22 protein-coding genes are annotated in these 24,841 nt (G+C 59.8%); 12 read left to right on the forward strand and 10 right to left on the reverse strand.

Annotation, left to right across the window (positions count from 1 at the left end; translation table 11 throughout):
• Positions 1–142: 142 nt before the first annotated feature.
• The 6 genes from D8U18_RS14750 to ureC all read left to right on the forward strand — a co-directional run bounded on the left by D8U18_RS14750 (position 143) and on the right by ureC (position 4,699).
• Positions 143–982: an urease accessory protein UreD gene (locus D8U18_RS14750; protein WP_131107874.1), complete on the forward strand. Its 840-nt coding sequence runs from the start codon at positions 143–145 to the stop codon at positions 980–982.
• 138 nt (positions 983–1,120) lie between these two features.
• Positions 1,121–1,423, forward strand: coding sequence for an urease subunit gamma (gene ureA, locus D8U18_RS14755; RefSeq protein ID WP_056852431.1), 303 nt, complete (start codon positions 1,121–1,123; stop codon positions 1,421–1,423).
• A gap of 9 nt (positions 1,424–1,432) precedes the next feature.
• A complete protein-coding gene (locus tag D8U18_RS14760) occupies positions 1,433–1,966 on the forward strand; it encodes a GNAT family N-acetyltransferase (protein ID WP_056852430.1) in 534 nt (177 codons plus the stop codon).
• Between the two features lie 6 nt (positions 1,967–1,972).
• Positions 1,973–2,506 carry a GNAT family N-acetyltransferase gene (locus D8U18_RS14765; protein ID WP_131107875.1) on the forward strand — a complete coding sequence of 178 codons (534 nt, stop codon included), beginning with the start codon at positions 1,973–1,975 and terminating at the stop codon, positions 2,504–2,506.
• A complete protein-coding gene (locus D8U18_RS14770) occupies positions 2,506–2,814 on the forward strand; it encodes an urease subunit beta (protein WP_056852428.1) in 309 nt (102 codons plus the stop codon). Before D8U18_RS14765 ends, D8U18_RS14770 begins: the two co-directional genes overlap by 1 nt.
• Before the next feature lie 184 nt (positions 2,815–2,998).
• Complete coding sequence (gene ureC / locus D8U18_RS14775) at positions 2,999–4,699, forward strand: urease subunit alpha (protein WP_131107876.1); 1,701 nt, start codon at positions 2,999–3,001, stop codon at positions 4,697–4,699.
• Between the two features lie 102 nt (positions 4,700–4,801).
• On the opposite strand, the gene D8U18_RS14780 is transcribed toward ureC, so the two are convergent.
• A complete protein-coding gene (locus tag D8U18_RS14780) occupies positions 4,802–10,099 on the reverse strand; it encodes an NEL-type E3 ubiquitin ligase domain-containing protein (protein ID WP_131107877.1) in 5,298 nt (1,765 codons plus the stop codon).
• 346 nt (positions 10,100–10,445) lie between these two features.
• Here D8U18_RS14780 and D8U18_RS14785 point away from each other — a divergent pair, with 346 nt between their 5' ends.
• Together D8U18_RS14785 and D8U18_RS14790 are read left to right on the forward strand one after the other, a co-directional pair.
• On the forward strand, positions 10,446–11,573 hold the full coding sequence (locus D8U18_RS14785) for a HAMP domain-containing sensor histidine kinase (protein WP_131107878.1): 1,128 nt from the start codon (positions 10,446–10,448) through the stop codon (positions 11,571–11,573).
• 98 nt (positions 11,574–11,671) lie between these two features.
• The gene (locus D8U18_RS14790; RefSeq protein ID WP_131107879.1) at positions 11,672–12,535 is read left to right on the forward strand and encodes an RHS repeat-associated core domain-containing protein; all 864 of its coding nucleotides are present in this window, start codon (positions 11,672–11,674) and stop codon (positions 12,533–12,535) included.
• A gap of 59 nt (positions 12,536–12,594) precedes the next feature.
• Here D8U18_RS14790 and D8U18_RS14795 read toward each other — a convergent pair whose 3' ends face one another.
• Both D8U18_RS14795 and D8U18_RS14800 read right to left on the reverse strand, forming a co-directional pair.
• Positions 12,595–12,900, reverse strand: a complete 306-nt coding sequence (locus tag D8U18_RS14795) for a chaperone modulator CbpM (RefSeq protein ID WP_056852424.1) — start codon at positions 12,898–12,900, stop codon at positions 12,595–12,597.
• A gap of 23 nt (positions 12,901–12,923) precedes the next feature.
• Positions 12,924–13,868: a DnaJ C-terminal domain-containing protein gene (locus tag D8U18_RS14800; protein WP_056852423.1), complete on the reverse strand. Its 945-nt coding sequence runs from the start codon at positions 13,866–13,868 to the stop codon at positions 12,924–12,926.
• Positions 13,869–14,164: 296 nt separating this feature from the next.
• Between D8U18_RS14800 and D8U18_RS14805 the strand changes: the two genes are divergently transcribed.
• Positions 14,165–15,439 carry an Hsp70 family protein gene (locus D8U18_RS14805; protein WP_056852422.1) on the forward strand — a complete coding sequence of 425 codons (1,275 nt, stop codon included), beginning with the start codon at positions 14,165–14,167 and terminating at the stop codon, positions 15,437–15,439.
• 151 nt (positions 15,440–15,590) lie between these two features.
• Here D8U18_RS14805 and D8U18_RS14810 read toward each other — a convergent pair whose 3' ends face one another.
• From D8U18_RS14810 to D8U18_RS14820, 3 genes are all read right to left on the reverse strand, one after another.
• Complete coding sequence (locus tag D8U18_RS14810; RefSeq protein WP_056852421.1) at positions 15,591–16,604, reverse strand: hypothetical protein; 1,014 nt, start codon at positions 16,602–16,604, stop codon at positions 15,591–15,593.
• Between the two features lie 98 nt (positions 16,605–16,702).
• Positions 16,703–17,011, reverse strand: coding sequence for a PsiF family protein (locus tag D8U18_RS14815; protein ID WP_056852420.1), 309 nt, complete (start codon positions 17,009–17,011; stop codon positions 16,703–16,705).
• 64 nt (positions 17,012–17,075) lie between these two features.
• On the reverse strand, positions 17,076–17,870 hold the full coding sequence (locus D8U18_RS14820) for a helix-turn-helix transcriptional regulator (RefSeq protein ID WP_131107880.1): 795 nt from the start codon (positions 17,868–17,870) through the stop codon (positions 17,076–17,078).
• Between the two features lie 96 nt (positions 17,871–17,966).
• On the opposite strand from D8U18_RS14820, the gene D8U18_RS14825 reads away from it, so the two are divergent.
• Positions 17,967–18,854: a DMT family transporter gene (locus D8U18_RS14825; RefSeq protein WP_056852418.1), complete on the forward strand. Its 888-nt coding sequence runs from the start codon at positions 17,967–17,969 to the stop codon at positions 18,852–18,854.
• Positions 18,855–18,968: 114 nt separating this feature from the next.
• Here D8U18_RS14825 and D8U18_RS14830 read toward each other — a convergent pair whose 3' ends face one another.
• The 3 genes from D8U18_RS14830 to D8U18_RS14840 form a co-directional block, all read right to left on the reverse strand.
• Positions 18,969–19,859: a triacylglycerol lipase gene (locus D8U18_RS14830; protein ID WP_056852417.1), complete on the reverse strand. Its 891-nt coding sequence runs from the start codon at positions 19,857–19,859 to the stop codon at positions 18,969–18,971.
• Positions 19,860–19,966: 107 nt separating this feature from the next.
• Entirely contained in the window at positions 19,967–20,272 is a 306-nt protein-coding gene (locus D8U18_RS14835) for a multidrug efflux SMR transporter (protein WP_131107881.1), read from the reverse strand.
• Entirely contained in the window at positions 20,273–20,911 is a 639-nt protein-coding gene (locus D8U18_RS14840; RefSeq protein WP_131107882.1) for an NAD(P)H-dependent oxidoreductase, read from the reverse strand.
• 110 nt (positions 20,912–21,021) lie between these two features.
• Between D8U18_RS14840 and D8U18_RS14845 the strand changes: the two genes are divergently transcribed.
• A complete protein-coding gene (locus D8U18_RS14845) occupies positions 21,022–21,936 on the forward strand; it encodes a LysR substrate-binding domain-containing protein (protein WP_162250566.1) in 915 nt (304 codons plus the stop codon).
• A gap of 90 nt (positions 21,937–22,026) precedes the next feature.
• Here the strand turns inward: D8U18_RS14845 and D8U18_RS14850 are convergent, their stop codons facing one another.
• Positions 22,027–24,102 (reverse strand): AsmA family protein, encoded by a 2,076-nt coding sequence (locus tag D8U18_RS14850; RefSeq protein ID WP_131107883.1) that lies wholly within the window; start codon positions 24,100–24,102, stop codon positions 22,027–22,029.
• Positions 24,103–24,488: 386 nt separating this feature from the next.
• Here D8U18_RS14850 and D8U18_RS14855 point away from each other — a divergent pair.
• Positions 24,489–24,841 (forward strand): hypothetical protein (locus D8U18_RS14855; protein ID WP_131107884.1); only part of this gene is annotated, 353 nt, incomplete at its 3' end.

Here is a 24,841-nt window from a genome sequence, read left to right on the forward strand (position 1 = left end):
CAAAGCACCAATTTGTCGCGCTCCTCGTTGCGCCGCGCCCCTTGCTGGTGCGCGGCGCGCCTTAACAATCCTGCTCTTGCGAATAAATACCTGCGGCACAGCCTTTGCAACCCTGCTGTCGAACTCCCGAAAAGCATTGACCATGACTCTTCCCGCATCCGGCATTTCGTTTACCCCCAGTTGGCATGCCGAGCTGGAACTGGGCTACGCCCGGTTCAACGACGCCACGCGCCCGGTCCAGCGCCGGCACAAAGGCCCGCTGCGGGTGCAAAAACACCTGTATGCCGAAGGTCCCGAAGTCTGCCAGCACATCATCGTCCACCCGCCGGGCGGGATTGCCGGCGGTGATCGCCTGAACATTTCGGCCGATGTCGGTTCCCGCGCCTGGGCGCAAATCACCAGTCCCGGGGCAGCCAAGTGGTATCGCGCGGCAGGCCCTGCCTATCAGCGGCTGGACTTGAAAGTAGCCGCCGGTGCGACACTGGAATGGCTGCCCCAGGAAACGATCATTTTCAGTGCAGCGCAGGCCGAACTCAGCACCTCTGTCGAGCTTGAAGGCGATGCCCGTCTGTTCTACTGGGATGTGGTGGCCCTGGGCCGTCCGGCCAGCGGTGAGCGTTTCAACCTCGGGCACTTTCAGGCGCAACTGGAGATCCGTCGCGACGGCCAGTTGCTCTGGCATGAACGCCAGCGCATTGTCGGCAATGACGGCCTGCTCGATTCACCGATCGGGCTGGATGGGCAACCGGTGTTCGGCACCTTGTTGGTGACTGGCGAGATAGATAGTGAGTTGCTGGAGAAATGCCGTTCGCTGTCCAACGAAGTGCGCGGGGACCTGACCCAGTTGCCCGGGTTGCTGGTGGCTCGATGCCTGGCCAGTGAGGCATTGCTGGCACGGGGCTGGCTGATTGAATTGTGGAAATTGCTGCGCCCAGCCCTTTTGGATCGCGAAGCCATGCCACCACGCATCTGGAACACCTGAACACCGAACCCTGTGGGAGCTGGCTTGCCAGCGATGCTTTTGGCGGCATCGAGGTCCCCATCGCTGGCAAGCCAGCTCCCACAGGGTTCGTGTTTACATGCCCGAATACCTTTTAATCTGCCCTGATGGATTGCACCAATGGACCTGACCCCACGTGAAAAAGACAAGCTGCTGATCTTCACCGCCGGCCTCGTCGCCGAGCGGCGTTTGGCGCGCGGTGTGAAACTCAATTACCCGGAAGCCATGGCCTACATTTCCGCGGCGCTGCTCGAAGGCGCGCGCGATGGTCGAACCGTGGCCGAACTGATGCACTTGGGCACCACCCTGCTCAGCCGCGAACAAGTGATGGAGGGCATCCCGGAGATGATTGCGGAGATCCAGGTCGAAGCGACGTTCCCCGATGGCACCAAACTGGTCACCGTCCACCAACCGATCGCCTGAGGCCCCGCCATGACTTACCACATCCGCGATGCCGTGCATGCCGATCTTGCGGCGATCCGCGACATCTACAACGACGCCGTGCTCAACACCACCGCGATCTGGAACGAACATGCCGTGGACCTCGACAACCGTCAGGCCTGGTTCCACGCCCGACAGGCGCAGGCGTATCCGATCCTGGTAATCGTCGATATGGACGACGCCGTACTGGGCTACGCTTCTTTCGGCGACTGGCGCCCATTCGACGGCTTCCGCCACACCGTCGAGCACTCGGTCTACGTACGCAGCGATCAACGCGGCAATGGCCTGGGGCCGCAACTCATGGATGTGCTGGTAGCGCGCGCCCGAGGTTGCGGCAAACACGTCATGGTCGCGGCCATCGAAAGTGGCAACACCGCCTCGATCCGCTTGCATGAGCGCATCGGTTTCGTCACCACCGGGCAAATGCCACAAGTGGGTACCAAATTCGGGCGCTGGCTGGACCTGACCTTCATGCAACTGACCCTCAATCCTGGCGCACAGCCACCTGCCGCCCACAAGGAGTGATCGCTCATGAATCCCGCCCAACTGCGACGCGTCAATGTAGAAAGCTTTGCGCACTACCGTCAGGGCCTGATTGATCTGCTGCTCGATGCCGTCGGCTATGGCGCCAGTGTCGGCTTCATGGCCGACCTTGATGCCACGCAGGCCCACGCCTATTTCGATGAGGTTCAGGACAATCTCAACAATGGCAATTTGTTGCTGTGGGTGGTGGTCAAGGACGAACAGGTGCAAGCCAGCGTGCAACTGGGCCTGTGCCGCAAAGCCAATGGCCTGAACCGCGCCGAAGTGCAGAAATTGCTGGTGCGCGAACATGCGCGACGTCGTGGCCTGGGCCAACAGTTGATGACCGCATTGGAACAGGCCGCCTTGCAACACAAGCGCGGCATGCTCTACCTCGACACTGAAGCCGGCTCGCCCGCTGAGGATTTCTACAAAGCCCTGGGCTACACCCGCGCCGGGGAAATCCCCGATTACGCCTGCGACCCGAGCGGCCGTTACAAGCCCACCGCCCTCTACTACAAGATTCTCCAAGGAGCCCATTGATGATTCCCGGTGAATACCAGATCCAGCCCGGCGACATCGAACTCAACGCCGGTCGCCGCACCATCAGCCTGACCGTGGCCAACAGTGGCGACCGGCCGATCCAGGTCGGTTCGCATTACCACTTTTTCGAAACCAACGACGCGTTGACCTTCGACCGCACCGCCAGCCGCGGCATGCGCCTGAACATCCCCGCCGGCACTGCCGTGCGCTTTGAACCGGGGCAGAGTCGCGACGTCGAGTTGGTGGATCTGGCGGGGCATCGTCGGGTGTTCGGATTTGCCGGCAGGGTCATGGGCAATCTCGACTGAAATGTTCCCCTGTGGCGAGGGAGTTTGCTCCCGCTCGAGTGCGAAGCGCTCGCTAATCAGAAACATGGGGTGTACCTGACGATATCCGATTGCAGGTTTCAGGACTGTTGCGCAGCCCAACGGGAGCAAGCTCCCTCGCCCCAATGGATCGCAGGTTGACACCCATCATTTACAAGGCAAGCGCATGAAAATCTCAAGACAAGCCTACGCCGACATGTTCGGCCCCACCGTCGGCGACAAGGTGCGCCTGGCCGACACCGAACTGTGGATCGAAGTGGAAAAAGACTTCACCACCTATGGCGAAGAAGTGAAGTTCGGCGGCGGCAAGGTGATCCGCGATGGTCAGGGCCAGAGCCAATTGCTGGCCGCCGAAGTGGTCGACACGTTGATCACCAATGCGCTGATCATCGATCACTGGGGCATCGTCAAAGCTGACGTCGGCCTCAAGGACGGGCGCATCGCCGGCATCGGCAAGGCCGGCAATCCGGACGTGCAACCGGACGTGACCATTGCCATCGGGGCCAGCACCGAAGTCATCGCGGGCGAAGGCATGATCCTCACCGCCGGCGGCATCGACACCCACATCCACTTCATCTGCCCGCAGCAGATCGAAGAGGCGCTGATGAGCGGCGTCACCACCATGATCGGCGGCGGCACCGGTCCGGCCACCGGCACCAACGCCACCACCTGCACCTCCGGGCCATGGCACCTGGCGCGCATGCTCCAGGCCGCCGATGCGTTCCCGATGAACATCGGCCTCACCGGCAAAGGCAACGCCAGCTTGCCGGAGCCGTTGATCGAACAGGTCAAGGCCGGCGCCATCGGCCTCAAGTTGCATGAAGACTGGGGCACCACCCCGGCAAGCATCGACAACTGCCTGAGCGTCGCCGATCAGTTCGACGTGCAGGTGGCGATCCACACCGACACCCTCAACGAATCAGGCTTCGTCGAAACCACCCTCGCCGCTTTCAAGGGCCGCACCATCCACACCTATCACACCGAAGGTGCCGGTGGCGGTCACGCACCGGACATCATCAAGGCCTGCGGCTTCGCCAACGTGCTGCCGAGTTCGACCAACCCGACCCGACCGTTCACCCGTAACACCATCGACGAACACCTCGACATGCTGATGGTCTGCCATCACCTTGACCCGAGCATTGCCGAAGACGTGGCCTTCGCTGAAAGCCGCATTCGCCGCGAGACCATTGCCGCCGAAGACATCCTCCACGACCTCGGTGCGTTCTCGATGATCAGCTCCGACAGCCAGGCCATGGGTCGTGTCGGCGAAGTCATCACGCGCACCTGGCAGACCGCCGACAAGATGAAAAAACAGCGCGGGCCGCTGGCGGGTGACGGCACAGCCAACGACAACTTCCGCGCCAAACGCTACATCGCCAAGTACACCATCAACCCGGCGATCACCCACGGCATCAGCCACGAAGTGGGCTCGGTGGAAGTGGGAAAATGGGCCGACCTGGTGCTTTGGCGCCCGGCATTCTTCGGCGTCAAACCGACGCTGATTCTAAAAGGCGGTGCCATTGCAGCCAGCCTGATGGGCGACGCCAACGCTTCGATCCCGACGCCGCAACCGGTGCACTACCGCCCGATGTTCGCCAGCTTCGGCGGCTCATTGCATGCCACCAGCATGACCTTCATCAGCCAGGCGGCACATGACGCCGGATTGCCCGAAGCCCTGGGATTGAAGAAGAAAATCGCCGTGGTCAAAGGCTGTCGCGACGTGCAGAAAACCGACCTGATCCACAACGACTACTTGCCGAACATCGACGTCGATCCGCAGACCTATCAGGTCAAGGCTGACGGCGAGTTGTTGTGGTGTGAGCCGGCGGATGTGTTGCCGATGGCGCAGCGCTATTTCCTCTTCTGAACATTCAAGGCAAGAAAAAACCCTGAGTGCGCGATCACTCAGGGTTTTAATGGCATCTATGGATGCGCTGGTTGCGCCTTCACATCGAAGAACAGAACCGTGTCAGTCAGTGGTCTCGAGCGTAAAGGCAGGCGGTTCAACCCGTCGCAGTTTTGCCCGGTCCATGGCTTGCTGAGTCAATTGCTTGAGGAGGGTTTCGCGCTCGTCCCTGATCAGGTCAAGCTCTGCGGCGAACGCTTCATCGGTCACGACTTTCCCCGGCCCGAAGGCGCTTTCAGGTTTACCGAGTTCCGCGGCCAGCACCCTGATGTCTTCCTTCAGCTTCTCTCTTTCCTTGAGCGTCAGGTCCGAACCGGCGGCACGATCATCCAGAGCGACCTTGAACTCGGTCGTCGCTTCCATCTTGCGATCAAAGACCCTGAACCGTGCGCGATTCGAGCGCTGCACATAGGTCCGCCAAAACGGCTGCTCGGCAATCGAATCACGCAGCAGATCGCCCTCCTCCAGCCCCAGGACCCGCTGGTAGGCGTCCTCGATCATTTCACTGGTAACGCCTGCGATCTGGCGAAACTGCATACCGCGCGCCTGCCAGGGCAGGTCAAGGCGCTCCGCCAGGTCCGTCATGAAGGCGAGATGGACCTCGACCTCATCGATGGTTCCAGTCACATTGCCTTCCTCATCGATGCGTCGAAATCGCTCGCCCGCGGCTTCGCGGTCGATGATATGACGACGGGCGATTCGCTCGATTTCATCCAGGCGGCTCTTGCCCCGGGCCAATTCGACCAACTGCGTTTCGATCAAACTGGCGTTGCCCAGTTCGAGGGCTTCCTGGACCAGCACATCGACCCCCAGAACATTGAACAGCTGGGTCGCGCCATCCACACATTGGGTGCGCATCGACGCTTCGCTGAAAAATTTTGTGCGCAGCTCAGCGTCCCTCGCCATGGTCTCGATCATTCGCCACACCTTGGCCGTCAGATCGGTTCGATAGGCGCCGCCCGCGGTGAAGTCTGCCGATTGGGTCAGGCGCCTGATCTCGTCGAAGAAACCGTGCGAGTTGAACTCATCTTCAAGCGCATCCCAGAGCATTTGATTTTGTACCCATTGGTCAAAGGTAATGCCTTGCTGCCATTGCAGGGTGTCACGCACGCCCCGGGGAGGGTACGGGCGATCGGGGTCCAGCCCTGTCGACCTGATGTACTCCTTGAGCCGTTCCAGGTTTTCGGCTGACATGAAGGGCGGCTGGCGGCTGAGCAACGTACGCGCCAGTAACTCTGCATCGACCGAACCCGGGGTGACTTCGGGTATGTGCGTTAGCACGTTGCGTTGCAGGTCCAGATGGATATGCCGGGGGCGTGGAAGGTCGAACAGCCCCGCAGGCCACGTGGTCGCGCCGGTGTCGTACAGCAGCAGCGTATGCAGGTCGGGCATGCGACTGATGTTCGGCAGCAGACCCAACGGGTTTCCTGCCAGCCCCAGGGTTTGCAGCTTCGTGCAGCGACCGAGCACGTCGACATCGGAGGCCATCAGCACAATCCGGTTGCCCGAGAGCTCGAGGAAATTGAGGTGCGGCATCTGGGCGATGTGTCGCGGCAAAGCCGTCAGTCGATTGTTGCCAAGGTCCAGGGCGCGCAACTTGCGAAACGGCTGAAGAAAGGATTGTTGCGCATCGGTCACGCCGCAGTTGAACATCTTCAGATAAGTGACATGGTCGAAATTGCCTTCCAGCGCCGGCATGTTTTTGAAATGCAGGTTCAGAGGAAAGCTGCTCAAGTCCAGTTTCTCTCCAATCACATTGCCGAATGAGTCGAACTGTTTTGGCCCCGTGCGTTGCCAGCATTGCCTGATCTTGCGGGCGAACTGACTCCTCGCGTTCCGTTCGTCGAAGCCACTGGGGCTAAAACGGAAATCCCGGGTCGGCGAGTTCACCCATTGCTTGAGCGTTGAGCTCAACCGTTCGAATTCAAGTTCAAGTGCTTCAAGCTGCAGGTCGACCAATATCCCTTGGCGGTTGAAACGCTCCAGCAACGCAGTGGACTCTTGCTCCGTGAAAGCGGGATAGAGCCTTCTTATCCGCGCCTGCGGACTTTGCTCAGCACGCCCGCCAACGAGTTCACGCAAATACCCCAACATTCCACCTGGCAAACGCATGGCTTGCGGGTCGTACAACGGTTTACGGATCGGCTGCTCCAGCAGAATCGGCTCGAACTGCTCATGGCTCAGTGGCGAACGCCGCACCGCTTCCTTGAGCCGTGCATTTTCGTGAATGTCATAACCCAGTGCGTTGCGCTCATTGTCAGGCAGCGCATGCAGCACCGAAGCATAGAGGTCGTCGGTACCGTGCAAGTGGTGATCATTTGCGTCACGCGCCTGGTAGAGGCCATCTTCGTCCAGCACCAGCACCTTACGGATCGGTGCCTGCGCCGGCCCCACGCTGGCGAGCAAATCCCCGGAAAATCCCAGATGACGAATTTCGATCCGCACTTGCGTCGACCAACCGGGCAGGCTGGCCAGCGTGGCGAGTTCGAGCCGGCGGGTATCGGCACTTACCAGTTCATCGAGGTAAAGCCCCTCATAGGCCCGGTTCAAGCGCACGTGCTCCTGCGCCAGGCGGGCCTGCCGGCGCAAACGCAGCGGCAGGCGGCGTTTCTCGGTCAGATGCTGCAGGTCCGCAGGCTCGGCACTCTCGAGTAATTCTTGCGCGACGCTGGCGGGCAGCTGCGCAAAATCATCCACCAGCAAACGCACTTGCGCGCTGCCGGACACATCGCGGCTCTTGTAGAGTGCGTCGAACAGACGCTTTTGTTGCTTGCGCGCCTGCATGGCCAGGCGACTGCGCAGCGCGTCGATCCGTGAGGACGTGTCATTGGCGACCTTCGCACCCAGCATCTCGCGAAGTTCAGCCGTGTCCAGCGACTCAATCACCCGTTCAGGCAGTTTCCCGGCCACCAACTCCGAGCGGCTGATTTTGAGGGTCTGTGGCTCAGCGGCCAGGGTGTTGCCATGTTTGACGGACGCACCGGTGCGGTCATCGCGTTCAAACACCTCCAGGGCCCGGGACTCCGGCCAGCGCGGCAGCTCGACCAGCGTCGCCGGCAGAAAACCGGACATTTCCTCCGACACCTGATCCGACAGGATTTGCTCGGGATAGCGTTGCGCGTCCGCATAGGTATTGAAACGTGTCAACGTATCGCGCAACAGCGCAGGCGGCGTTTCATGTTCAACATGCAACCGGCGCAACAGCCCCTCTTCAACGCCGCTCACTTGCTGGATCCTGGTCAGGGTAGATGCCGAGTAATTATCCAGTGAGTTGTCCAGGCGAGACATCAGTTGAGCCGCGTCCCACCTCAAGGGGTGCTCGGTTTCAGCTTTCCAGGCGCCGGCATTATTGTGCTCCACCCTGGGCTGATAGGCGCTTGGCCGGGTCGGATGCTGCAGACGATGCTCGCCCGTCACCGGGTCCTGGCGCACCCGATAATGCTTTTTCTCCAGGCGCAGCCACTGCTGATCGTTGTACTGATAAATCCCCAGATCATTGGGCCTGGCCTCCGCCGGCAGCATCGCCGACTGCTCATAAGGCGCCAGATCCGGTTTCCAGAGGCGGGTCTTGCCATCGGGCAGCTCCACCGGTTTGAGGCTGTCGATCATCGGGCTGGGTGTGACCGCCACCCGGGCGCCGCTGGGCAAGACATGCCCGGTGGTCATCAAGGCCAGTTGCGCAAAGTTGATCAAGACCGAGTTGATGTGCGTCGATGCTTCGTCCCGATCGCCCTTGCTCCAGTCCTCGATTCCCTCCAGCAGCTCTTCGCCAATCTGCGCCACCATCAACGCCAGCATGGCTTCGCCCAGCCCTGGAACCAGCATCGCGGCAAAGTTGAACAGGTTCCAGCCAATGTCCAGATAGCTGGTCAGGCGTTTCCAGCGGGTGGTGGCGTCTTCATCGCCGGTCGGCACCGCGATGACCCGAGCATCGCTGATCGCCTTGTCACGTTTTAGTCGGTACAGCTGTGCCCACAGCTCACCGGACAGCCGGTGGGTGACGGGCTCGGCATTCGGATTCTCGACCGCGGTTTCCCGCCACCATGGCCCCATGTCCAGCGGTTCGCGTTGCTGCCAGGTTATCCGGCTCAGCCGTTCCCTGACCCGGGCAAAGAACCGGCCCTTGTCTTTCTGCGCCACGAAACGGCTGAAGAATGCCTGATAGTCCGGCTCACGCAGCTGGATGATCAGCACTTTCATGAAGTCCGTCAGCGAAGCGTATTCTTTCAAAGGGTGCACTGGGTCGTCCGGTACATAGGCGATCACCGGGCCGCTCAAGCGGTTTTGTTTATAGATGTCCCGCTGGCGCAGCATCTCTTCGCTGACCCCGGTAGGGCCGTTGGCGAAAAACGCCTGCAGCAGTTTGAACTTGTCGATGTCGTTGCCTGGCAATACCACCGATAACATGCTTGACAGGTTAAGCCAGGCAGCACGCTCATCAGGCGCGAGGGCCTCCACGGCAGCCTGGATTTTGCCGCCGTCGCCCTCGGCGCTGAACAACACCACACCGTGCAGCGAAAAACCCATCAGGGACAGCCGATGTCGATGCAGCGGTCGGTGATGGAAACTGATGGCGCTTTTATTGTCGCGAACATCACGCAGGACACCGTAGGCATACGAACTGATATCGTCTTTCAACAGGGCAATCAGTGAAGCCAGTTCAAACGCCGCTTTCTCACTGGCCGCACCGCGCTGCTCCAGCACTTGCCTTTGCTGCGTGTCGGCCGGCAGCAGCAGGGATTTCAGATGGTTTTGATACTGGGCGCCGACGTCCAGCCGGCGACACAGCCTGGCGATTTTGCTGACTGACATCGACGGTATCAGCGACGGCTCCCCTCGCAAGTCGCTGCGGTAAACACCGGAACCACTCCTGAAATAATCAGCGGCGGTTTCCGGCTCTTCGAAGTTATGCAGCGCCGCGTCCAACAGGGTGGACTCACGCATATGGCTGGCACCGCGATCGATACCGAAGATGATTTTGTCCGGCACATACAGTTTAAGGGTCAACTGGCCGACGTCGTCATGACTGTTGAAGTTCGAACTCATCAACTGGGACAGCAAGGGTTTGGCAAACGCTCTGATGTCCTGTTGCAGGTCTTGCAACGGCGCCTCCACCAGTCGCTGCAACAACCAGCGCTTGTCGATCAACTCCTTGAGGTATTGCCGATCGACGGCGGAAGCTTTCAGGTACCAGCCCGGTGTCGAGACCGTGGTGCTGGCAAGCCTCGATACCCTCGGTGGCGGCGCCGTTTTTATGGCGGGCGGAAGCACCTGAACAATACGCTCATAATGAACACCGTTGTTTTGCGCCGGTGACAACGACGAACTTGAAACTTCATTAATATTCTGTAACTCATCCATTGACTTACAATCCAGAACAACCCGAGAAGCCTTCAGCTTAAGCCGCCAGACATAAAACAAAAGACTAAAAACCTGCTGAACTCCTCTGGATAAAACTGAATAACCCTTCGAACATCAAAGAGTTGCACATATATAAATAACACCACACGCCTGCCAACTATGTCCGCCGCCGGCGACATGCTGTTATTAGCCTGGAAATGCCCTCGAGCGCTCGATTGCCATTCACAGGCCCGATTTCGGCGGGGCGATGTCGACGGGTTTTGCCTCGGCATGAGCGGTCGTGTATTTCTCGCCAAAGGGGCTACTATTCGAATCGGTCTCCCTTGTTCATGTTCAGGAAATTGCCATGCGTCTTTCCGAGTTCATCGTGCTGAACGTTGATCGAATCGTCGATGAATGGGAGCTGTTCGCCGAAACCATCACCCCCGCGGCCGATCTCATGGACAGCGCCGCGCTACGCGACCATTCGAGGGCGATCCTGCTGGCCGCCGCTCGGGACATGAGCAAGCCTCAAACGCCCGATGAACAAGCGGCCAAGGCCAAAGGCGAAGGCCCGGAAAAAACTCCGAGCCTGGATGAGGCCGGCGCCAGTCACGGCGAACTGCGTCACACCGTGGGTTTCGATCTGGTGCAGATGACCAGCGAATTTCGCCACTTGCGCGCCTGTGTGATCCGTCTGTGGGTCGACAGCCTCGAGTCCCCCGACATGACCTATTTCCAGGACATGATTCGTTTCAATGAAGCCATCGACGAAGCCCTGGCCGAGTCCACGGCCGCCTATGCCGAAAGGGTCAATCGTTCGCGGGACATTTTCCTCGCCGTCCTCGGCCACGACCTGCGTTCACCTTTGCAAGCGGTGAGCATGTCTACTGAAATGCTGCTGCGTAAAGCCGCCCTCGAAGGTGATGCGTTGAAATGCGCGGGCAACATCAAACGCGGCACCGGGCACATGGTGATGATGGTCAACGACTTGCTGGAACTGGTGCGCAGCCGTCTGGGCAAGAGCCTGCCCATCGAGCCCGCGCCCATGGACCTGGCCGAAACGGCACAGGAAGCCATTGCCCGGGCATGTGCCGCGCAACCGGAATGTGATCCGATCCTGAATATTCTCGGAGACACCAAGGGCGTGTGGGACTCGCGACGGCTGGATCAAATGCTGCAAAACCTGATCGGCAACGCGCTCCAGCATGGCTCGGACAAACGCCAGGTGACCGTGACAATCAGGGGGGAGCAAAACAGCGTCCAACTGACGGTGCACAATGACGGAATCCCGATTCCCGCCGACGCGATCCCGACGATTTTCGACCCGCTGGTGCGCAGCGCCAGCGAAGAGCTCGGCGAGCCCACCACCAGTCTTGGGTTGGGCTTGTTTATCGTCAAGGAAGTGGTCGATGCCCATAAGGGCACGATCGACGTCACTTCCAATGAGGCCGATGGCACGTTGTTTACGGTGGTGTTGCCCAGGAATGTCTGAAAGCCGGGGCCACCGCACTATCAGTTCTGATAGTTCCCAAGTCCTGGCCGCCTGAGTAAAACTGGAGCACACATTCAATATGAAAGGCAGGCCTCGCGATGTCCCGCTCCGTCAGCAGTAATTACCCTTTGCGCCAGTCACATATTCTCCTGCTGGCCACCGACAGCAAAAACTCGGTGCTCGCCGAAGCAGTGGACGGCAAGACAAGCTCAATTGCGTATTCAGCCTATGGTGAACAATCCGGGCGGCAGGCGATTAGCGGGCGGCTGGGTTTTAACGGTGAGCTGCGCGAGGCTCGCATGGGCTGGTATCTGTTGGGTAATGGCTACAGGGCTTATAACCCGGCGTTGATGCGTTTTCATAGCCCGGATAGTTTGAGCCCGTTTGGCAAGGGCGGGTTGAATGCGTATGTGTATTGCGTGGGAGATCCGGTGAATTATTCGGATCCGACGGGGCATATGCCCAAGAAAATTTTAAAATTTTTTACGAAAAAAACGCCTAAGACTTTGACATCAGCACCCAGTACATCGAGCCTTAGCCCACTTATCAAGCCCGATACTCCCCCTGTAGTAAAACGTCCGCTTCCCGCTTTACCGGGAACTATTGAAGAGTCAACCGTTTCGTCCTTTCCACTGGATGAAAGTACTGGCGAGCCAATTTTCCAGGCTTTGCCTTCGCGGCGAACCTGGACTCCTCAGTCATCATCTCCTCTACCGAAAGAGATGATGACATATGAACAAATGGCTCAACGAGAACGCTCCGCTGGAAGTGGTTCGACATCAAGTTTGGCAAGCCAATCACCTTCTGCTCCCTATGTTGACAGGTCCACTAAGCCGAAGAGAGCTTCCCAACATATTCGTGAACTTACTGCCGATGAGTATCGTTCCGTCTCTACTATTGATCCTGACGATGTCGAACGTGTGGACTTGGCAAAGTACTCCGAGCTTCTGAGACTAACGTAAGGCACCAACAGCATCACACAGGGCAGCGTCGAAGTTACTTCACTTACATCAACATTGGTCTACTCCACCACCAACCGCCCCAACCGCTGCTTCAACATCCGGTTCTCCGCCCGCAGTTGCTGGACCTCTTCCAACAGGTCCAGCGCCAGGGCGACGCCTTCCCAGTCCAGTTCCAGATCACGCCGCAGCTTGGCGGCGCGTTTGGCCAGGGTTAGTTCGTAATCGGTGAAACGCCAGTCCCTGGGCACGGTGCCCTGAGGTTCGAGGATGCCGTGCTCGACGATTTCGATCACGTAGACGTCCGACAAATCGGTCGCCTCACAGAATTCTGCCAGGTCCAGTTGAACGATCAGGGGGTTGCTCATGATGGGCTACTCCGTCTCGGGGATCAGAAATTTTCTCTCGGGTCGAAGGCGGCTTTCTTCGCCAGTTCTTGCCACAAGGCCTTGATGTCATCGTCCGATTTTTTCGGCATGACGGCCTTCAATTGCACGAACAGGTAACCGCGCTCGCCCGCTTTGTTCAGCAGGCCGTGGCCCTTGGCGCGCATGCGCTGGCCATTCTGGCTGCCGGCCGGGACCTTGAGGTTGATCTTGCCGGTCAGCGTTGGCACCGCCACTTCAGTGCCCAGCGCCAACTCCCACGGTGCCAGGGGCAACGTGATGATCAGGTTCTCGCCTTCGACGTCGAATTTCGGATGCGGCGCAAACCGAATGGTCAGGTACAGATCGCCATTGGCACCACCACCGACACCCGGTGCGCCCTGGCCCTTGAGCCGGATGCGCTCGCCGTCGCTCACGCCGGCGGGAATCTTCACATTCAGGCTTTTCGGGGTATTGCTGACGTGCTGGCCGGCGGCGTTGTATTGCGGTACCTGGAAAGTGACCTTCTTCGATTCGTTCGAGAGGGTTTCTTCAAGAAAAATCCCCAGTTCCATTTCCACGTCTTGCCCTCTGCGTCCGCTGCTGCGACGCGACTGTCCAGCGCCAAAACCGGGGCCACGGTTACCGAAGATCGAACTGAAGAAATCCGAGAAATCGCCGGTGTCCTGACCACCGCCACCGAAACCGCCACGGCTCTGCCAGCCCGGTGGTCCCTGGAACGGCTGGCCATGCTGGCCATAACGGCGCAGGTCGTCGTATTCGGCACGCTTGTCGGCGCTTTTCAGGGCTTCATAGGCTTCAGAGGCGTCCTTGAACTTGGCCTCGGCGTCCTTTTCCTTGCTGACATCGGGGTGGTATTTGCGGGCGAGCTTGCGATAGGCGGCCTTGATCGCCTTGTCGTCCGCCGTCGGCTCCACGCCGAGAATCTTGTAATAGTCTTTGAAGTCCATCGCTCGAATCACCATCCGTTATCGAAATCGCGCTACCTGCCACAGCATGCGCCTGTTTGCAGCGCAGGGCTTGACCAATCTCAAGTTTGTGACCGGGCAGCGCATCAGAAGTTTATCGGCAGCGGGCGGGGCTTCTTGCGGTTGCCCCAGGCTGTCCGGTTGATGCAGGGTAGTTTGGGGGTGCCGAGGCATCTTTCAAGGCGCCGAAAGGCAAGATTTAGCGGATAGTCGGCCTTCGATTCTGTGCCGCACTGACATACACTGCGCGGCCGTTTTTTAACCGGAACTTGAAAGACATGAACAACGCATCTCCAGCCCGTGCCGTTGGTATCGATTTTGGCACGTCCAACTCCACTGTCGGCTGGCTGCGTCCCGGCGTGGAAACGCTGATCGCGCTGGAGGACGACAAGATCACCCTGCCGTCGGTGGTGTTCTTCAACATCGAAGAACGCCGCCCGGTGTACGGCCGGCTGGCGCTGCACGAGTACCTGGAAGGCTACGAAGGCCGGTTGATGCGCTCGCTCAAGAGCCTGCTGGGTTCCAAGCTGATCAAGCACGACACCAGTGTCCTGGGCACGGCGATGCCGTTCAAGGACCTGCTCGGGCTGTTCATCGGCCAGTTGAAGAAGCGTGCCGAAGCCACCGCCGGTCGGGAATTCGAAGAAGTGGTGCTGGGTCGTCCGGTGTTCTTCGTCGACGACGACGAAATGGCTGACCAGGAAGCGGAAAACACGCTGGTGGACGTGGCCCGCGCCATCGGTTTCAAGGAAGTCTCGTTCCAGTACGAACCGATTGCCGCGGCGTTCGACTACGAGTCGACCATCGAAAAAGAAGAGTTGGTGCTGATCGTCGACATCGGCGGTGGTACTTCCGACTTCTCGCTGGTGCGCCTGTCCCCGGAACGTCGCAACCACGACAACCGTCACGATGACATCCTCGCCACCGGCGGCGTGCACATCGGCGGGACCGACTTCGACAAACAACTGAGCCTGCAAGGCCTGATGCCATTGTTCGGCTACGGCAGCCGCATGAAGAGCGGCGCCTACATGCCGACCAGCCACCACATGAACCTGGCGACCTGGCACACGATCAACTCGGTGTACTCGCAGAAGTCCACGCTGGCGCTGGGCAGCATGCGCTACGACATCGAAGACACCGGCGGCATCGATCGCCTGTTCAAGCTGATCGAGCAGCGCGCCGGGCACTGGCTGGCAATGGAAGTCGAAGAAACCAAAATTCAGTTGACCCATGCCGACAGCCGCCATGTGCCGCTGGACCGCATCGAAGCCGGATTGAGCGTGGAGCTGAGTCGCGCCCTGTTCGAATCGGCCATCGACAACCTGCTCGAACGCGTGCGCAACAGCGTCACCCAGTTGCTGGCGGACGCCGATGTGCGGGTCGATCAGGTGGATACGGTGTTCTTTACCGGTGGCTCGAGCGGCATCCCGGCACTGCGCAACAGCGTCTCGGCAATGTTGCCGAATGCGCGGCATGTGGAAGGCAACATCTTTGGCAGCATCGGCAGCGGTCTGGCGATCGAAGCTGCAAAACGCTACGGCCCGATGGGCTGATCAGGTCCTCTGTGGCGAGGGAGCTTTAATGATCGTTCCCACGCTCTGCGTGGGAATGCCGCCATGGACGCTCTGCGTCCGCTGTTGAGGCTGTGACGCGGAGCGTCACGGGATGCATTCCCACGCAGAGCGTGGGAATGATCGGGCGGGGTTACACCATCCCCACCTGCTTCAACTCACTCTTCAGATACGCGTAGTAGATCGGCCCCGCCACCACACCCGGCAGGCCGAACGCGGCCTCGAACACCAGCATCGCCAAGAGCAACTCCCACGACTTGGCACTGATCTGCCCGCCGACGATGCGCGCGTTGAGGAAGTACTCGAGCTTGTGGATGACGATCAGGTAGCCCAGCGCTGCCATCGCCACCCAGATCGACAGCGACAGGCCGACGATGGTGATCAGGGTGTTCGACATCAGGTTGCCGATCACTGGCAACAGGCCGAGCAGGAAGGTCAGGACGATCAGGGTCTTGGTCAGCGGCAGCTTGATGCCGAACATCGGCAGCACCACCGCCAGGAAGATCCCGGTGAAGAAGGTGTTGAGCAGGGAAATCTTGATCTGCGCGAACACAATGTTGCGAAAGGCCTGGACCAGCAGGTGCAGGCGATCGAACAGTGCGGCGGCCAGCGGCTTGCGCTTGGTCAGGTCGGGAATGCGCTGCAAGGCGATGATCGCGCCCAGCACCATGCCAATCAGCAGCGTCACGAACATGTGCGCCGCGTCCTTGCCCACCAGCTGCAAATCGCTGAGGTGCTTGCTGATCCATTCGCCAATCGCCACCCGGAACTCGGCGGCGCTGGCCGGCAGATAGGCGTCGATGAACGGCGGCAATTGCCCGCGTGCGCGGTCGACCACGCCCATGAATTTGTCCAGGGAAGCCCCGGGATTTTCTGCTTCGTGCAGCAGGAAGCTGATGGCGCCGGCGAAAACCAGCGCCAGCACACTGACAATCAACGTCCCCAGCAACGCCACTGCCAGCCAGCGCGCACGGCGCCCTTCGATCAACCGCTGCAACTGCGGGGTGAGCATGTTGACCAGTTCGAACACCAGCAACCCGGCCAGCAGGCTGGGCAGCAATCGCAGCGGGATAACCAGCAGCAGTCCGCCAAAAATAATGACCCAGCTGATGACCAGCAAAACTTGACGCTGAGAAAACGTTGGCATACAGCCTCAAAACGAACGGCGTAAAAGGATTGGCAGTCTGCCAGCGATCCGGTGTCAGCACTAGGGATTGTGTGGGGCGACCTTGGTCTGGGTTCTGGCTATTTTTTCTTCAGGCAATCGCTCATGAACGCCTTGCGCTCATCACCCTTCAAGGCCTTGGTGGCGGCATCGGCATTGCAGGTTTTCATTTTCTCTTGCTGCGGGGTCAAGGCTTTGCCGGCATCGTTGGCCGCCGGGGTGGCCTTCAGGCAATTGCTCATGAAGGCTTTGCGTTCATCGCCCTTGAGGGTTTTGGCAGTCGCCTCGGCGTTGCAGGTGGTCATCTTGTTCTGTTGGTCAGTGGCGGCGAAACCCTGGGAACAGAGCAGCAAACCGATCATCAATAAAGGGGCACGCAACATTTGCATGGAGTTTTCTCCTTATCGCCGCACCAAGGGGAACGGCCTTGCTCTGGAGTGTAGACAACGCCTGTTACACCTTCCTGTTCGTCAAATGACTGCGTCGATACTGCTCCGGCGTGCTCCCGGCTTGACGCTGGAACATCGCGATAAACGCCGAACCGGTGCTGTAGCCCATGTCGAAGGCAACGTCCTGGACACTGCGGTTGCTGTCCAGGGCATCGATGGCGGCGAGAAAACGCACGCGCTGGCGCCACTCGCCGAAGCTCATGCCCAACTCACGCACGAACTGCCGCGCCAGGGTGCGCTCACTGACATGAATCTGCGCAGCCCAATCCGCCAGGGGCCGGTTATCCCCGGGTTCGGCCTGCAAGGCTTCGAGGATACTCAGCAACCCGGCACTGCGCGCGTAGGGTAAATAGCACTCATGCACCGGCGCCTGCTTCAGTTGATCGACCAGCACTTGGGCCAGACGTTGGTCTGCCTCCTGCCTCGGCACCTTTACGTCGCGGGCAGCAAAGTCCTTGAGGATTGCCTTGAGGATGTCGCTGATGGCGAGGGTGCAGGCTTGTTGCGGTAAATCGGCGCACATCGTCGGCGCCAGGCACACCGCTCGATAATTGATCGGCTGATGGCTGTAAAAGCTGTGCTCAGTCTCGGGCGGCACCCACACTGCGTACTGCGGCGGCGACATGAAGCGGCTGCCGCCAATCTCCATGTGCAACACACCATGTGCCGAGTATTCCAGTGTGCCCCACGGATGCCGGTGGGCCGAGGCAAAGCGGTGCGCATCGAAATCGGCGTAGCGGAAATACACGGGGGCAGGCAGTTCGCTGAAATCCAGCAGGTCGATGTGTTTACGGGTCATGCTGTCCGGATTCAGGGGCAGGTTGTCTGGATTGAAGTATAGGCTCGTATCCAGACAGAGGATAATTGCCCTTCATTAACGTTCTGGTTTTTCCCGATGCAATACGCTTATCCCCTGTTGGCCATCTTTATCTGGGCCGGCAACACCGTGATCACCAAAATGTCGGCCGGGGCGATCTTCCCCGCCGAGATCGGATTCTACCGCTGGCTGCTCGCCGGTTTGTTGTTCACGCCTTTCATGCTCAAACCGGTGATCGCGCACTGGCCAGCGATTCGCCCGAACCTGGGCAAGATTTTCATCCTCGGCGTGCTTGGCATGGCGGTCTATCAGAGCCTGGCGTACTTCGCCGCGGCCCTGACCTCAGCCACCAACATGGGCATCATCCTGTCCTTGATGCCTCTGATGTCGCTGGCCATGGCGATCATCAGCCTCGGCCAGCGCCTGACCGCCGGCGCACTGGCCGGTGCGGTGCTGTCGTTTGCCGGCGTGTTGGTGGTCGTGTCCTCCGGCAGCCTCGGCTTGCTGCTGGAACACGGCGTGAACCTGGGCGACGCGATGATGCTGGTGGCAACGCTGGCCTACGCGGTCTACAGCACCCTGTTGAAAAAATGGCAGCTGAAATTGCCGCCGCTGGTGTTGCTTTACTTGCAGGTGCTGGTGGCGGTAGTGGTGTTGTTTCCGCTGTTCCTCGCGTCAGCGAAAGTCGGTCCGACGTTGCACAATATTCCGCTGGTGCTGTATGCCTGCCTGTTGGCTTCGATGGTCGCGCCACTGGCATGGATGCAGGCGGTGGTGCGCCTGGGGCCGAGTCGGACGGTGATGTTTTTCAATTTGCTGCCGGTGATTACTGCGCTGATCGCGGCGGTGGTGCTGCGTGAGCAGCTGGCGCTGTATCACTTGGTGGGCGGGGTATTGACGTTGGGTGGGGTGATTGTTTCCGAGCGTTGGACCACCGTGTTAGGCCGCAAGGTCAGCGTTGCCTGATTTGCCGCCATCGCTGGCAAGCCAGCTCCCACAGGTTTTCGGTTGCTCACAGAAATCAAATCCGACACAAAACCTGTGGGAGCGTGGCTTGCCCGCGATGAACGATAACGCGATCTAAAGCCCGGCCGCTTTCAGCCGCGCCGCATGCTCCAAAAACAAACGTATCGGCTCGGCGCCCTTGCCGACCAATCCCAGTGACTGATTGACGATGTCGAAGTGATCCAGCGGAAAATCGTCGCCAATCACCGTTCCCAGGTGCGAGCTGTAGCGGCCGACCATTCCGTCGCAATGTCCGGCTTCGCGCACGAAGGTTTTGGCGAACAACCGGCAACTGCGGTTGGTGCCATCGAACAGGTTGCGCCCGCGATCGGTCTTGCCCGGTTGCAGGGTCCCGGACCAGGAGTAGTAACGCACCCCGTTCACTTCTTCCGGGCCGTGCCCGCCCCACGTCTCGGGCAGGCCCTGTGGATAACGCTGATTGAACAGCGCGACGCCTTCTGTGGTAAGTGAATGGTGCGATCCATGAACGTCCACCGGCAACTTCGGCCCGTGATAACCGGTATCGAGCAGACACATCAAGGCATTGATCACTCGCAACAACCAGCTCAGCAAGCGGCCCTTGAGGCTGTCATGGGCATAGTGCCGGTGCAGGTAATCGGCCAGCTCCGAACCATGGTTCGGGCCCGCGACCGAAGTGACCGAGGCGACCAGGTCGGGACGTTTGGCCGCCGCGTATCGGGCGGTCAGCGAGCCCTGGCTGTGGCCGATCAGGTTGACCTTGTCGGCCCCGGTCTCGCGCAGAATCTCTTCGATCCGCGCCAGCAATTGCTCACCACGTACCTCGTTGGAATTGAGCGGCGACACCTGCACCGCGAACACCACGGCACCACCACGACGCAGCGCCTCGACGATGCCGTACCAGTACGGGTAGAGCACCAGACGGATAAACCCGAGCATTCCCGGGACCAGCACCATTGGATAACGCGGGGCAGAACCTTGCGACATGGGCGGACATCCTTGTGATCGATAGGTGACGCAAGGCGTGATGCAAGACACCCGCCAAGCATCGCCAGCGAACATGACAACTCGACGACCAGTCTATGACATCCCGCCTACTTCAGCCCCGCCACTCCCGCCACGATCAGCCCCACCGACAGCAACTTGACAGCGGTCAGGCTTTCACCCAGCAACGCAAATCCGAGAAACACCGTGCCCAGCGAACCAATGGCAGTCCAGATCGGGTAGGCGATGCTCACCGGCAACTCACGCATGGCCAGGGTCAGGAAGTAGATCCCGGCCACCGCCGCCACCACGGTGATCAGCGATGGCCAGAGCCGGGTGAAGCCCTCGGCGTACTTCATGCCCATGGCGAACGTGACTTCGAACCCGGCGGCGATCAGTAAAAACAGCCAGGCCATCTAGAACTCCCTGGCCAGCGCCAGCAAGCGCTGTTCGGCCTCGGCGGCGGACACCGCGAAGGTCCGCGCCTCGGACTCCTCGCCCTCGGCGGCGACCACGGTGACGTCGGTGATGCCAATGAATCCCAACACTGTGCGCAGCAACGTGTCGGCGTGGTTCATGGCTTCCAGCTCACCGCCAGGGCCAAAACCGAAGCCGCCACGGCTGCTGATGATCAGCGCCTTTTTGCCCTGCACCAAGGGTTCGTATTGAGCCACGCCATTGTCCAGCGTGTGATTGAAGGTCAGGCCGAGCCGCACGATCTGATCGATCCATGCTTTGAGGCCGCTAGGCACGCTGAAGTTGTGCATCGGTGTAGAAATCACCAGCACATCGTGGTCAAGCAACTCCCCGACCAGCTCATCGCTGAACGCCAGATCCGCTTGCATCGACAAGGGGCGGGCCTCGGGCTCGGGATAAAACGCCGCAGCCACGAATGCTTCGTTGACCGGCGGTATCAACGCCCGACCCACTTCCCGGCGAGTCAATTGCACCTGCGGATTGCGCGCCTGCAACGCCGAAAGAAACACCTCGGCCAATCGCCGCGAGTGCGAACGTTCACCCCGTGGGCTGGCATGCACTGCAAGAATTTTACTCATCTGAATCTTCCTCAAGGTCTAGACTGAAAACACAAGTGGCTGCAGATTGACGCTGACCGCCTCAGTCATTCAAATGAGCAAAAATCAGTCGGGATGAATCCATTTCATCCGTGGAGAAATCAATGTTTGCTTCGTTGCCGCTGACTGCCTTGCGCGCCTTTGAATCCGCCTCACGCCTGCTTAGCTTCAAGGCGGCCGCCGAAGAACTGTCAGTGACACCCACGGCGGTGTCCCATCAGATCCGCTCGCTGGAAACCTGGCTCGGGGTGCCGCTGTTCGAGCGCCTCCCCCGTCGGGTGCGCCTGACTGAATGCGGCGAACGGCTGTTCCGCAGCCTGCACGGTGCTTTTCTCGATGTGGCGCAAAGCGTCGATACCCTGCGCCCGCAACGCAGCGGAACCAGTCTGACGATCTCCACCACCGCTGCTTTCGCCGCCCTTTGGCTGGTCCCTCGCCTGGGACGTTTCTATGCCCGGCACCCGAATATCAACGTACGCCTGGACACCCATTGCGAAGTTATCGACCTGCATCAGGACGCCAGCGTCGATCTGGTGGTGCGCTACAGCCTCGAAACATATCCCCATCTTTATGGTTCATGCCTGTTCGATGAGTCGTTTGGCGTCTACGGATCGCCAGAACAGGTGGCGCTGGCGTCGACCCGCGCACCGACGCTGATCAGCGTGCATTGGCACAACTCCAAGCTCTATGCCCATGGCTGGGAGGCCTGGTGCGCGCAGTCAGGCGAAACCTGGCTGGCCGGCCAACCCGCCGTGCGCGAATACGACGAAGAGCATTACGCCCTGCAAGCGGCCATCGCCGGGCAGGGCCTGGTGTTGGCGAGCAATATCCTGGTGTCGGAAAGTGTGGCCAGCGGATTGTTGCTGGCTTATCGCGGTGACGTGCAAGTGGATGGCGCCGGTTACAGCGCGTTATGCGTGCCGGGACGCGAGCGGCATCCACCGGTGCGGGCGTTTTTTGCGTGGTTGAGGGAGGAGGCGCTGGCGTCGGGGCATGCCTTGGCATGAAGACCGGACGCAGTCACTGCCAATCCGCCATTGCGAGCAGGCTCGCTCCGGCAGGGGAGCTGCTCGCGATGAGGCCCTGCACGCGCCCGATTATTTTGTCGGTTTGACGGTCACCGGCGCCTTGCCCGATTTCATCTGTTCCAGCAACGGCGCGCACTGATTCGGCTCGCCGCCACTCGGTGCCACCAACGCCAGCAGCCCCGCTGCGGGTGCAGCAATCACCCCCAACGCCACCATCCCGGCCCCGCGCAACATCAACGGCACTGCTTTCACACCTGCATCCGGCTTGATGAACTTGCCACGCACGTACAGCGGCGAACGCAACGAAATCAAACGCCAGCCCTTGGACTCCGGCGTGATGGTCAAGTCCAGTTGCTCAGTGGCCATGTTCGCTGTGCCATCGATATAGATGATCGCGTTCTCGGTATCGAAGACGAACAGGCGCGTGGTCGCCAGACCATTCTTGATGTCGAAGTCAGAGGCTGCGCAGTTGATCTTCACTTCCTTGTCACCGAAGATTTTGCCGACCACGTAGTTACCGACGTTCAACCCCGCCAACTCCATCAATTCGCGGCTGATGGCGCCATCGTTGATCAGCATTTTCAAGTTGCCGTTGGCACTGCCCAACAACGCGGCCACCGAATTGCCGCGACCGGTGATGTCGGCATCGCCATTGAGCTCGCCGAAACTGGTTTTCATCGGCTCGAAGGTCGGGAACAACTGCTTGAGCTTGAAACCGCGAGCAGTGATTTTCGCCCGCCCTTCCAATGGCTCGGTGTGACCATTCAGACGAATCTGCGCCTCCAGGTTGCCGCCAGCCACACCGAAGCGCAGCGGTTCGAGACTGAGCACGCCATCGGTCAGCACCAAGTGCGTGTAGAGATCGTTGAAGGGCAGTTTTTCGCTATGAACGATGCGTTTGCCGGTGAACTCGACGTCGGCATCCATATCGCGCCAGCGGTCGGTCTTGAACGCTTCGACCGGCAGCACTTTGTCCGCCGGCTGTTTGCTGTCGCCGCCACGGGCTTTCTGCTTGGCATTGGAATCGGCACCAATCAGTGGGGCCAGGTCAGCAAACAGCAATTGGTTGGACAGCAACGAGCCGCTGAGCTTTGGTCGTGGCTGACCCGCGACGTAAGTCAAATCGCCGTGGATGTCACTTTCGCCAATCTTGCCGTTGAATGCTTCATAACGGAACACCGCCCCGCCAGGCTCATGCAACTTGGCGATCAAGTGGCCGTCAGTGGCGTATGGCGGCGTATCCGGCAAGGTAACGCCGGTCAACGGGTAGAGATTACCCAGGCTGGTGCCGGCCAGTTTGAGCTGCAAGTCCAGAGCGCCCAGGCTCATCGGATCGGTCAGGGTGCCGGCCAGTTCGACGCTGGTATCGCCGATTTTCGCCTGTGCCTGAAGTGGAAATGGCCTGGTCGCATCCTGCAGTGCCAGCAGACCACCGATCTTGCCTTGACCGGCGAGTGCCTGGCCGTGGTATTGGCCTTTGACCTTCAGGCCAAACGCGTAGTCCATCGGCGTGGCGCCCCGCTGCGAAGCGTTTTTCGCGGCTTTGTCACCGACGATGTCACTGAAGGGAATCGGCTTGCCCAACGGGTCGATCAACAAGTCGAGCTGCGTCTTCAGGTTTTGATCGTCGAGGGTGACATGGCCCTTGTCGAAGCCTATGGCACCGATATCAACGACCCACGGGGAAGGTTCGGCGTTCGGGTCCTTGGGGTCGAACTTGAACACCCAGTTGGCACGCCCGTCGGCCAGGCGCTGCAGTTTGGCATTGGGTTCAGTGAGATCGATGCGCGGGATGACCACACGCTGCCCCAGCAAGGCCAACGGCGAGATGCGCAGCTCTACCCGTTTGAGACTGGCCATCTGCGGCGTTTTCGACCAGTCCGGGTTGCCAAGGGTCAGGTCTTCAGCCACGACATGCGGCCACGGCACCCAGGCCCGCCAGCCGCCTTCGTCGAGCTCGCGACGCCAGATCACCGCCAGGTTGCCGTTGATGGCGAATGGACGATGCAACTCTTCGGAGACTTTGGCGTTGAGGGGGGGCTTGATCCGGTTCCAGTCGAAAAACACGATGATCATCACCAGCACAGCCAGTAATACAACGAGACTGGCCAGGGACCAGGTGAGAATTCTACGGGTGCGCGTCATTGCACAAAGCTCCTGATACGACTGAACGCCCCGACGGCGACGCCCATGAGAAACGCCGGGCCAAAACCGACCCGCTATGGAATCTACGACTGAAAAACGCTCGGCAGGTTTAATCGAATAACCGATTTTGCCGCAACCACCCCTTCACTTGCGCTCTCTTCTCGCCCTCAGCGTTACCGGCCCCGCACTTTTGCGCGGCGTGAGTGAGTCGAAAATACCCACCGCGGTGCAAAAGCACCGCCCGCAAAGCCCCGGTCTACAAGGCCTGCAGAGAACAATCAATTCCGTTGATTATTACCATTGCGTTTATGAACTTTTATATCGACTTATCGAGAGTAGCATTGCCCTCGTACCCAATTTATTGCCCTCCTACGGAGCACCTCATCATGAAACGCCAATTGCTACTCAGTCTTACCCTCTCCATGCTGGCCAGTACGGCTTTCGCCCTGCCAGCCGCTGAACAGGCTACTCCACAAGCCAAAGATCACCACTCGGTATTCAGCCAGACTGTCGCTGCCGATGGTTCTGACCGCACGCCGGGCCAAACTCTGGCTGAAGGCGGTAACGATCGCCTGAAAGAAAAAAACCTGATCACTGAAGACGGCTACGACCAAACCCCACAAGGTCAAACGGTTGCCGCTGACGGTTCCGACCGCACGCCGGGCCAAACCCTTGCAGCCGATGGTTCCGACCGCACTCCAGGCCAAACCCTCGCCGCTGACGGCTCCGACCGCACTCC

Origin of the sequence: Pseudomonas sp. Sample_10, from assembly GCF_004321495.1 — a bacterium.
GTDB lineage: Bacteria > Pseudomonadota > Gammaproteobacteria > Pseudomonadales > Pseudomonadaceae > Aquipseudomonas.

Coding starts and splice junctions, on each gene's coding strand:
- D8U18_RS14795 (WP_056852424.1), bottom strand. CDS start 12,900: ATGAGCAACCCCCTGATCGTTCAACTGGACCTGGCAGAATTCTGTGAG.
- D8U18_RS14825 (WP_056852418.1), top strand. CDS start 17,967: ATGCAATACGCTTATCCCCTGTTGGCCATCTTTATCTGGGCCGGCAAC.
- D8U18_RS14750 (WP_131107874.1), top strand. CDS start 143: ATGACTCTTCCCGCATCCGGCATTTCGTTTACCCCCAGTTGGCATGCC.
- D8U18_RS14800 (WP_056852423.1), bottom strand. CDS start 13,868: ATGGACTTCAAAGACTATTACAAGATTCTCGGCGTGGAGCCGACGGCG.
- D8U18_RS14805 (WP_056852422.1), top strand. CDS start 14,165: ATGAACAACGCATCTCCAGCCCGTGCCGTTGGTATCGATTTTGGCACG.
- ureA (WP_056852431.1), top strand. CDS start 1,121: ATGGACCTGACCCCACGTGAAAAAGACAAGCTGCTGATCTTCACCGCC.
- D8U18_RS14785 (WP_131107878.1), top strand. CDS start 10,446: ATGCGTCTTTCCGAGTTCATCGTGCTGAACGTTGATCGAATCGTCGAT.
- D8U18_RS14810 (WP_056852421.1), bottom strand. CDS start 16,604: ATGCCAACGTTTTCTCAGCGTCAAGTTTTGCTGGTCATCAGCTGGGTC.
- D8U18_RS14835 (WP_131107881.1), bottom strand. CDS start 20,272: ATGGCCTGGCTGTTTTTACTGATCGCCGCCGGGTTCGAAGTCACGTTC.
- D8U18_RS14765 (WP_131107875.1), top strand. CDS start 1,973: ATGAATCCCGCCCAACTGCGACGCGTCAATGTAGAAAGCTTTGCGCAC.
- D8U18_RS14790 (WP_131107879.1), top strand. CDS start 11,672: ATGTCCCGCTCCGTCAGCAGTAATTACCCTTTGCGCCAGTCACATATT.
- ureC (WP_131107876.1), top strand. CDS start 2,999: ATGAAAATCTCAAGACAAGCCTACGCCGACATGTTCGGCCCCACCGTC.
- D8U18_RS14815 (WP_056852420.1), bottom strand. CDS start 17,011: ATGCAAATGTTGCGTGCCCCTTTATTGATGATCGGTTTGCTGCTCTGT.
- D8U18_RS14850 (WP_131107883.1), bottom strand. CDS start 24,102: ATGACGCGCACCCGTAGAATTCTCACCTGGTCCCTGGCCAGTCTCGTT.
- D8U18_RS14760 (WP_056852430.1), top strand. CDS start 1,433: ATGACTTACCACATCCGCGATGCCGTGCATGCCGATCTTGCGGCGATC.
- D8U18_RS14780 (WP_131107877.1), bottom strand. CDS start 10,099: ATGGATGAGTTACAGAATATTAATGAAGTTTCAAGTTCGTCGTTGTCA.
- D8U18_RS14820 (WP_131107880.1), bottom strand. CDS start 17,870: ATGACCCGTAAACACATCGACCTGCTGGATTTCAGCGAACTGCCTGCC.
- D8U18_RS14770 (WP_056852428.1), top strand. CDS start 2,506: ATGATTCCCGGTGAATACCAGATCCAGCCCGGCGACATCGAACTCAAC.
- D8U18_RS14830 (WP_056852417.1), bottom strand. CDS start 19,859: ATGTCGCAAGGTTCTGCCCCGCGTTATCCAATGGTGCTGGTCCCGGGA.
- D8U18_RS14840 (WP_131107882.1), bottom strand. CDS start 20,911: ATGAGTAAAATTCTTGCAGTGCATGCCAGCCCACGGGGTGAACGTTCG.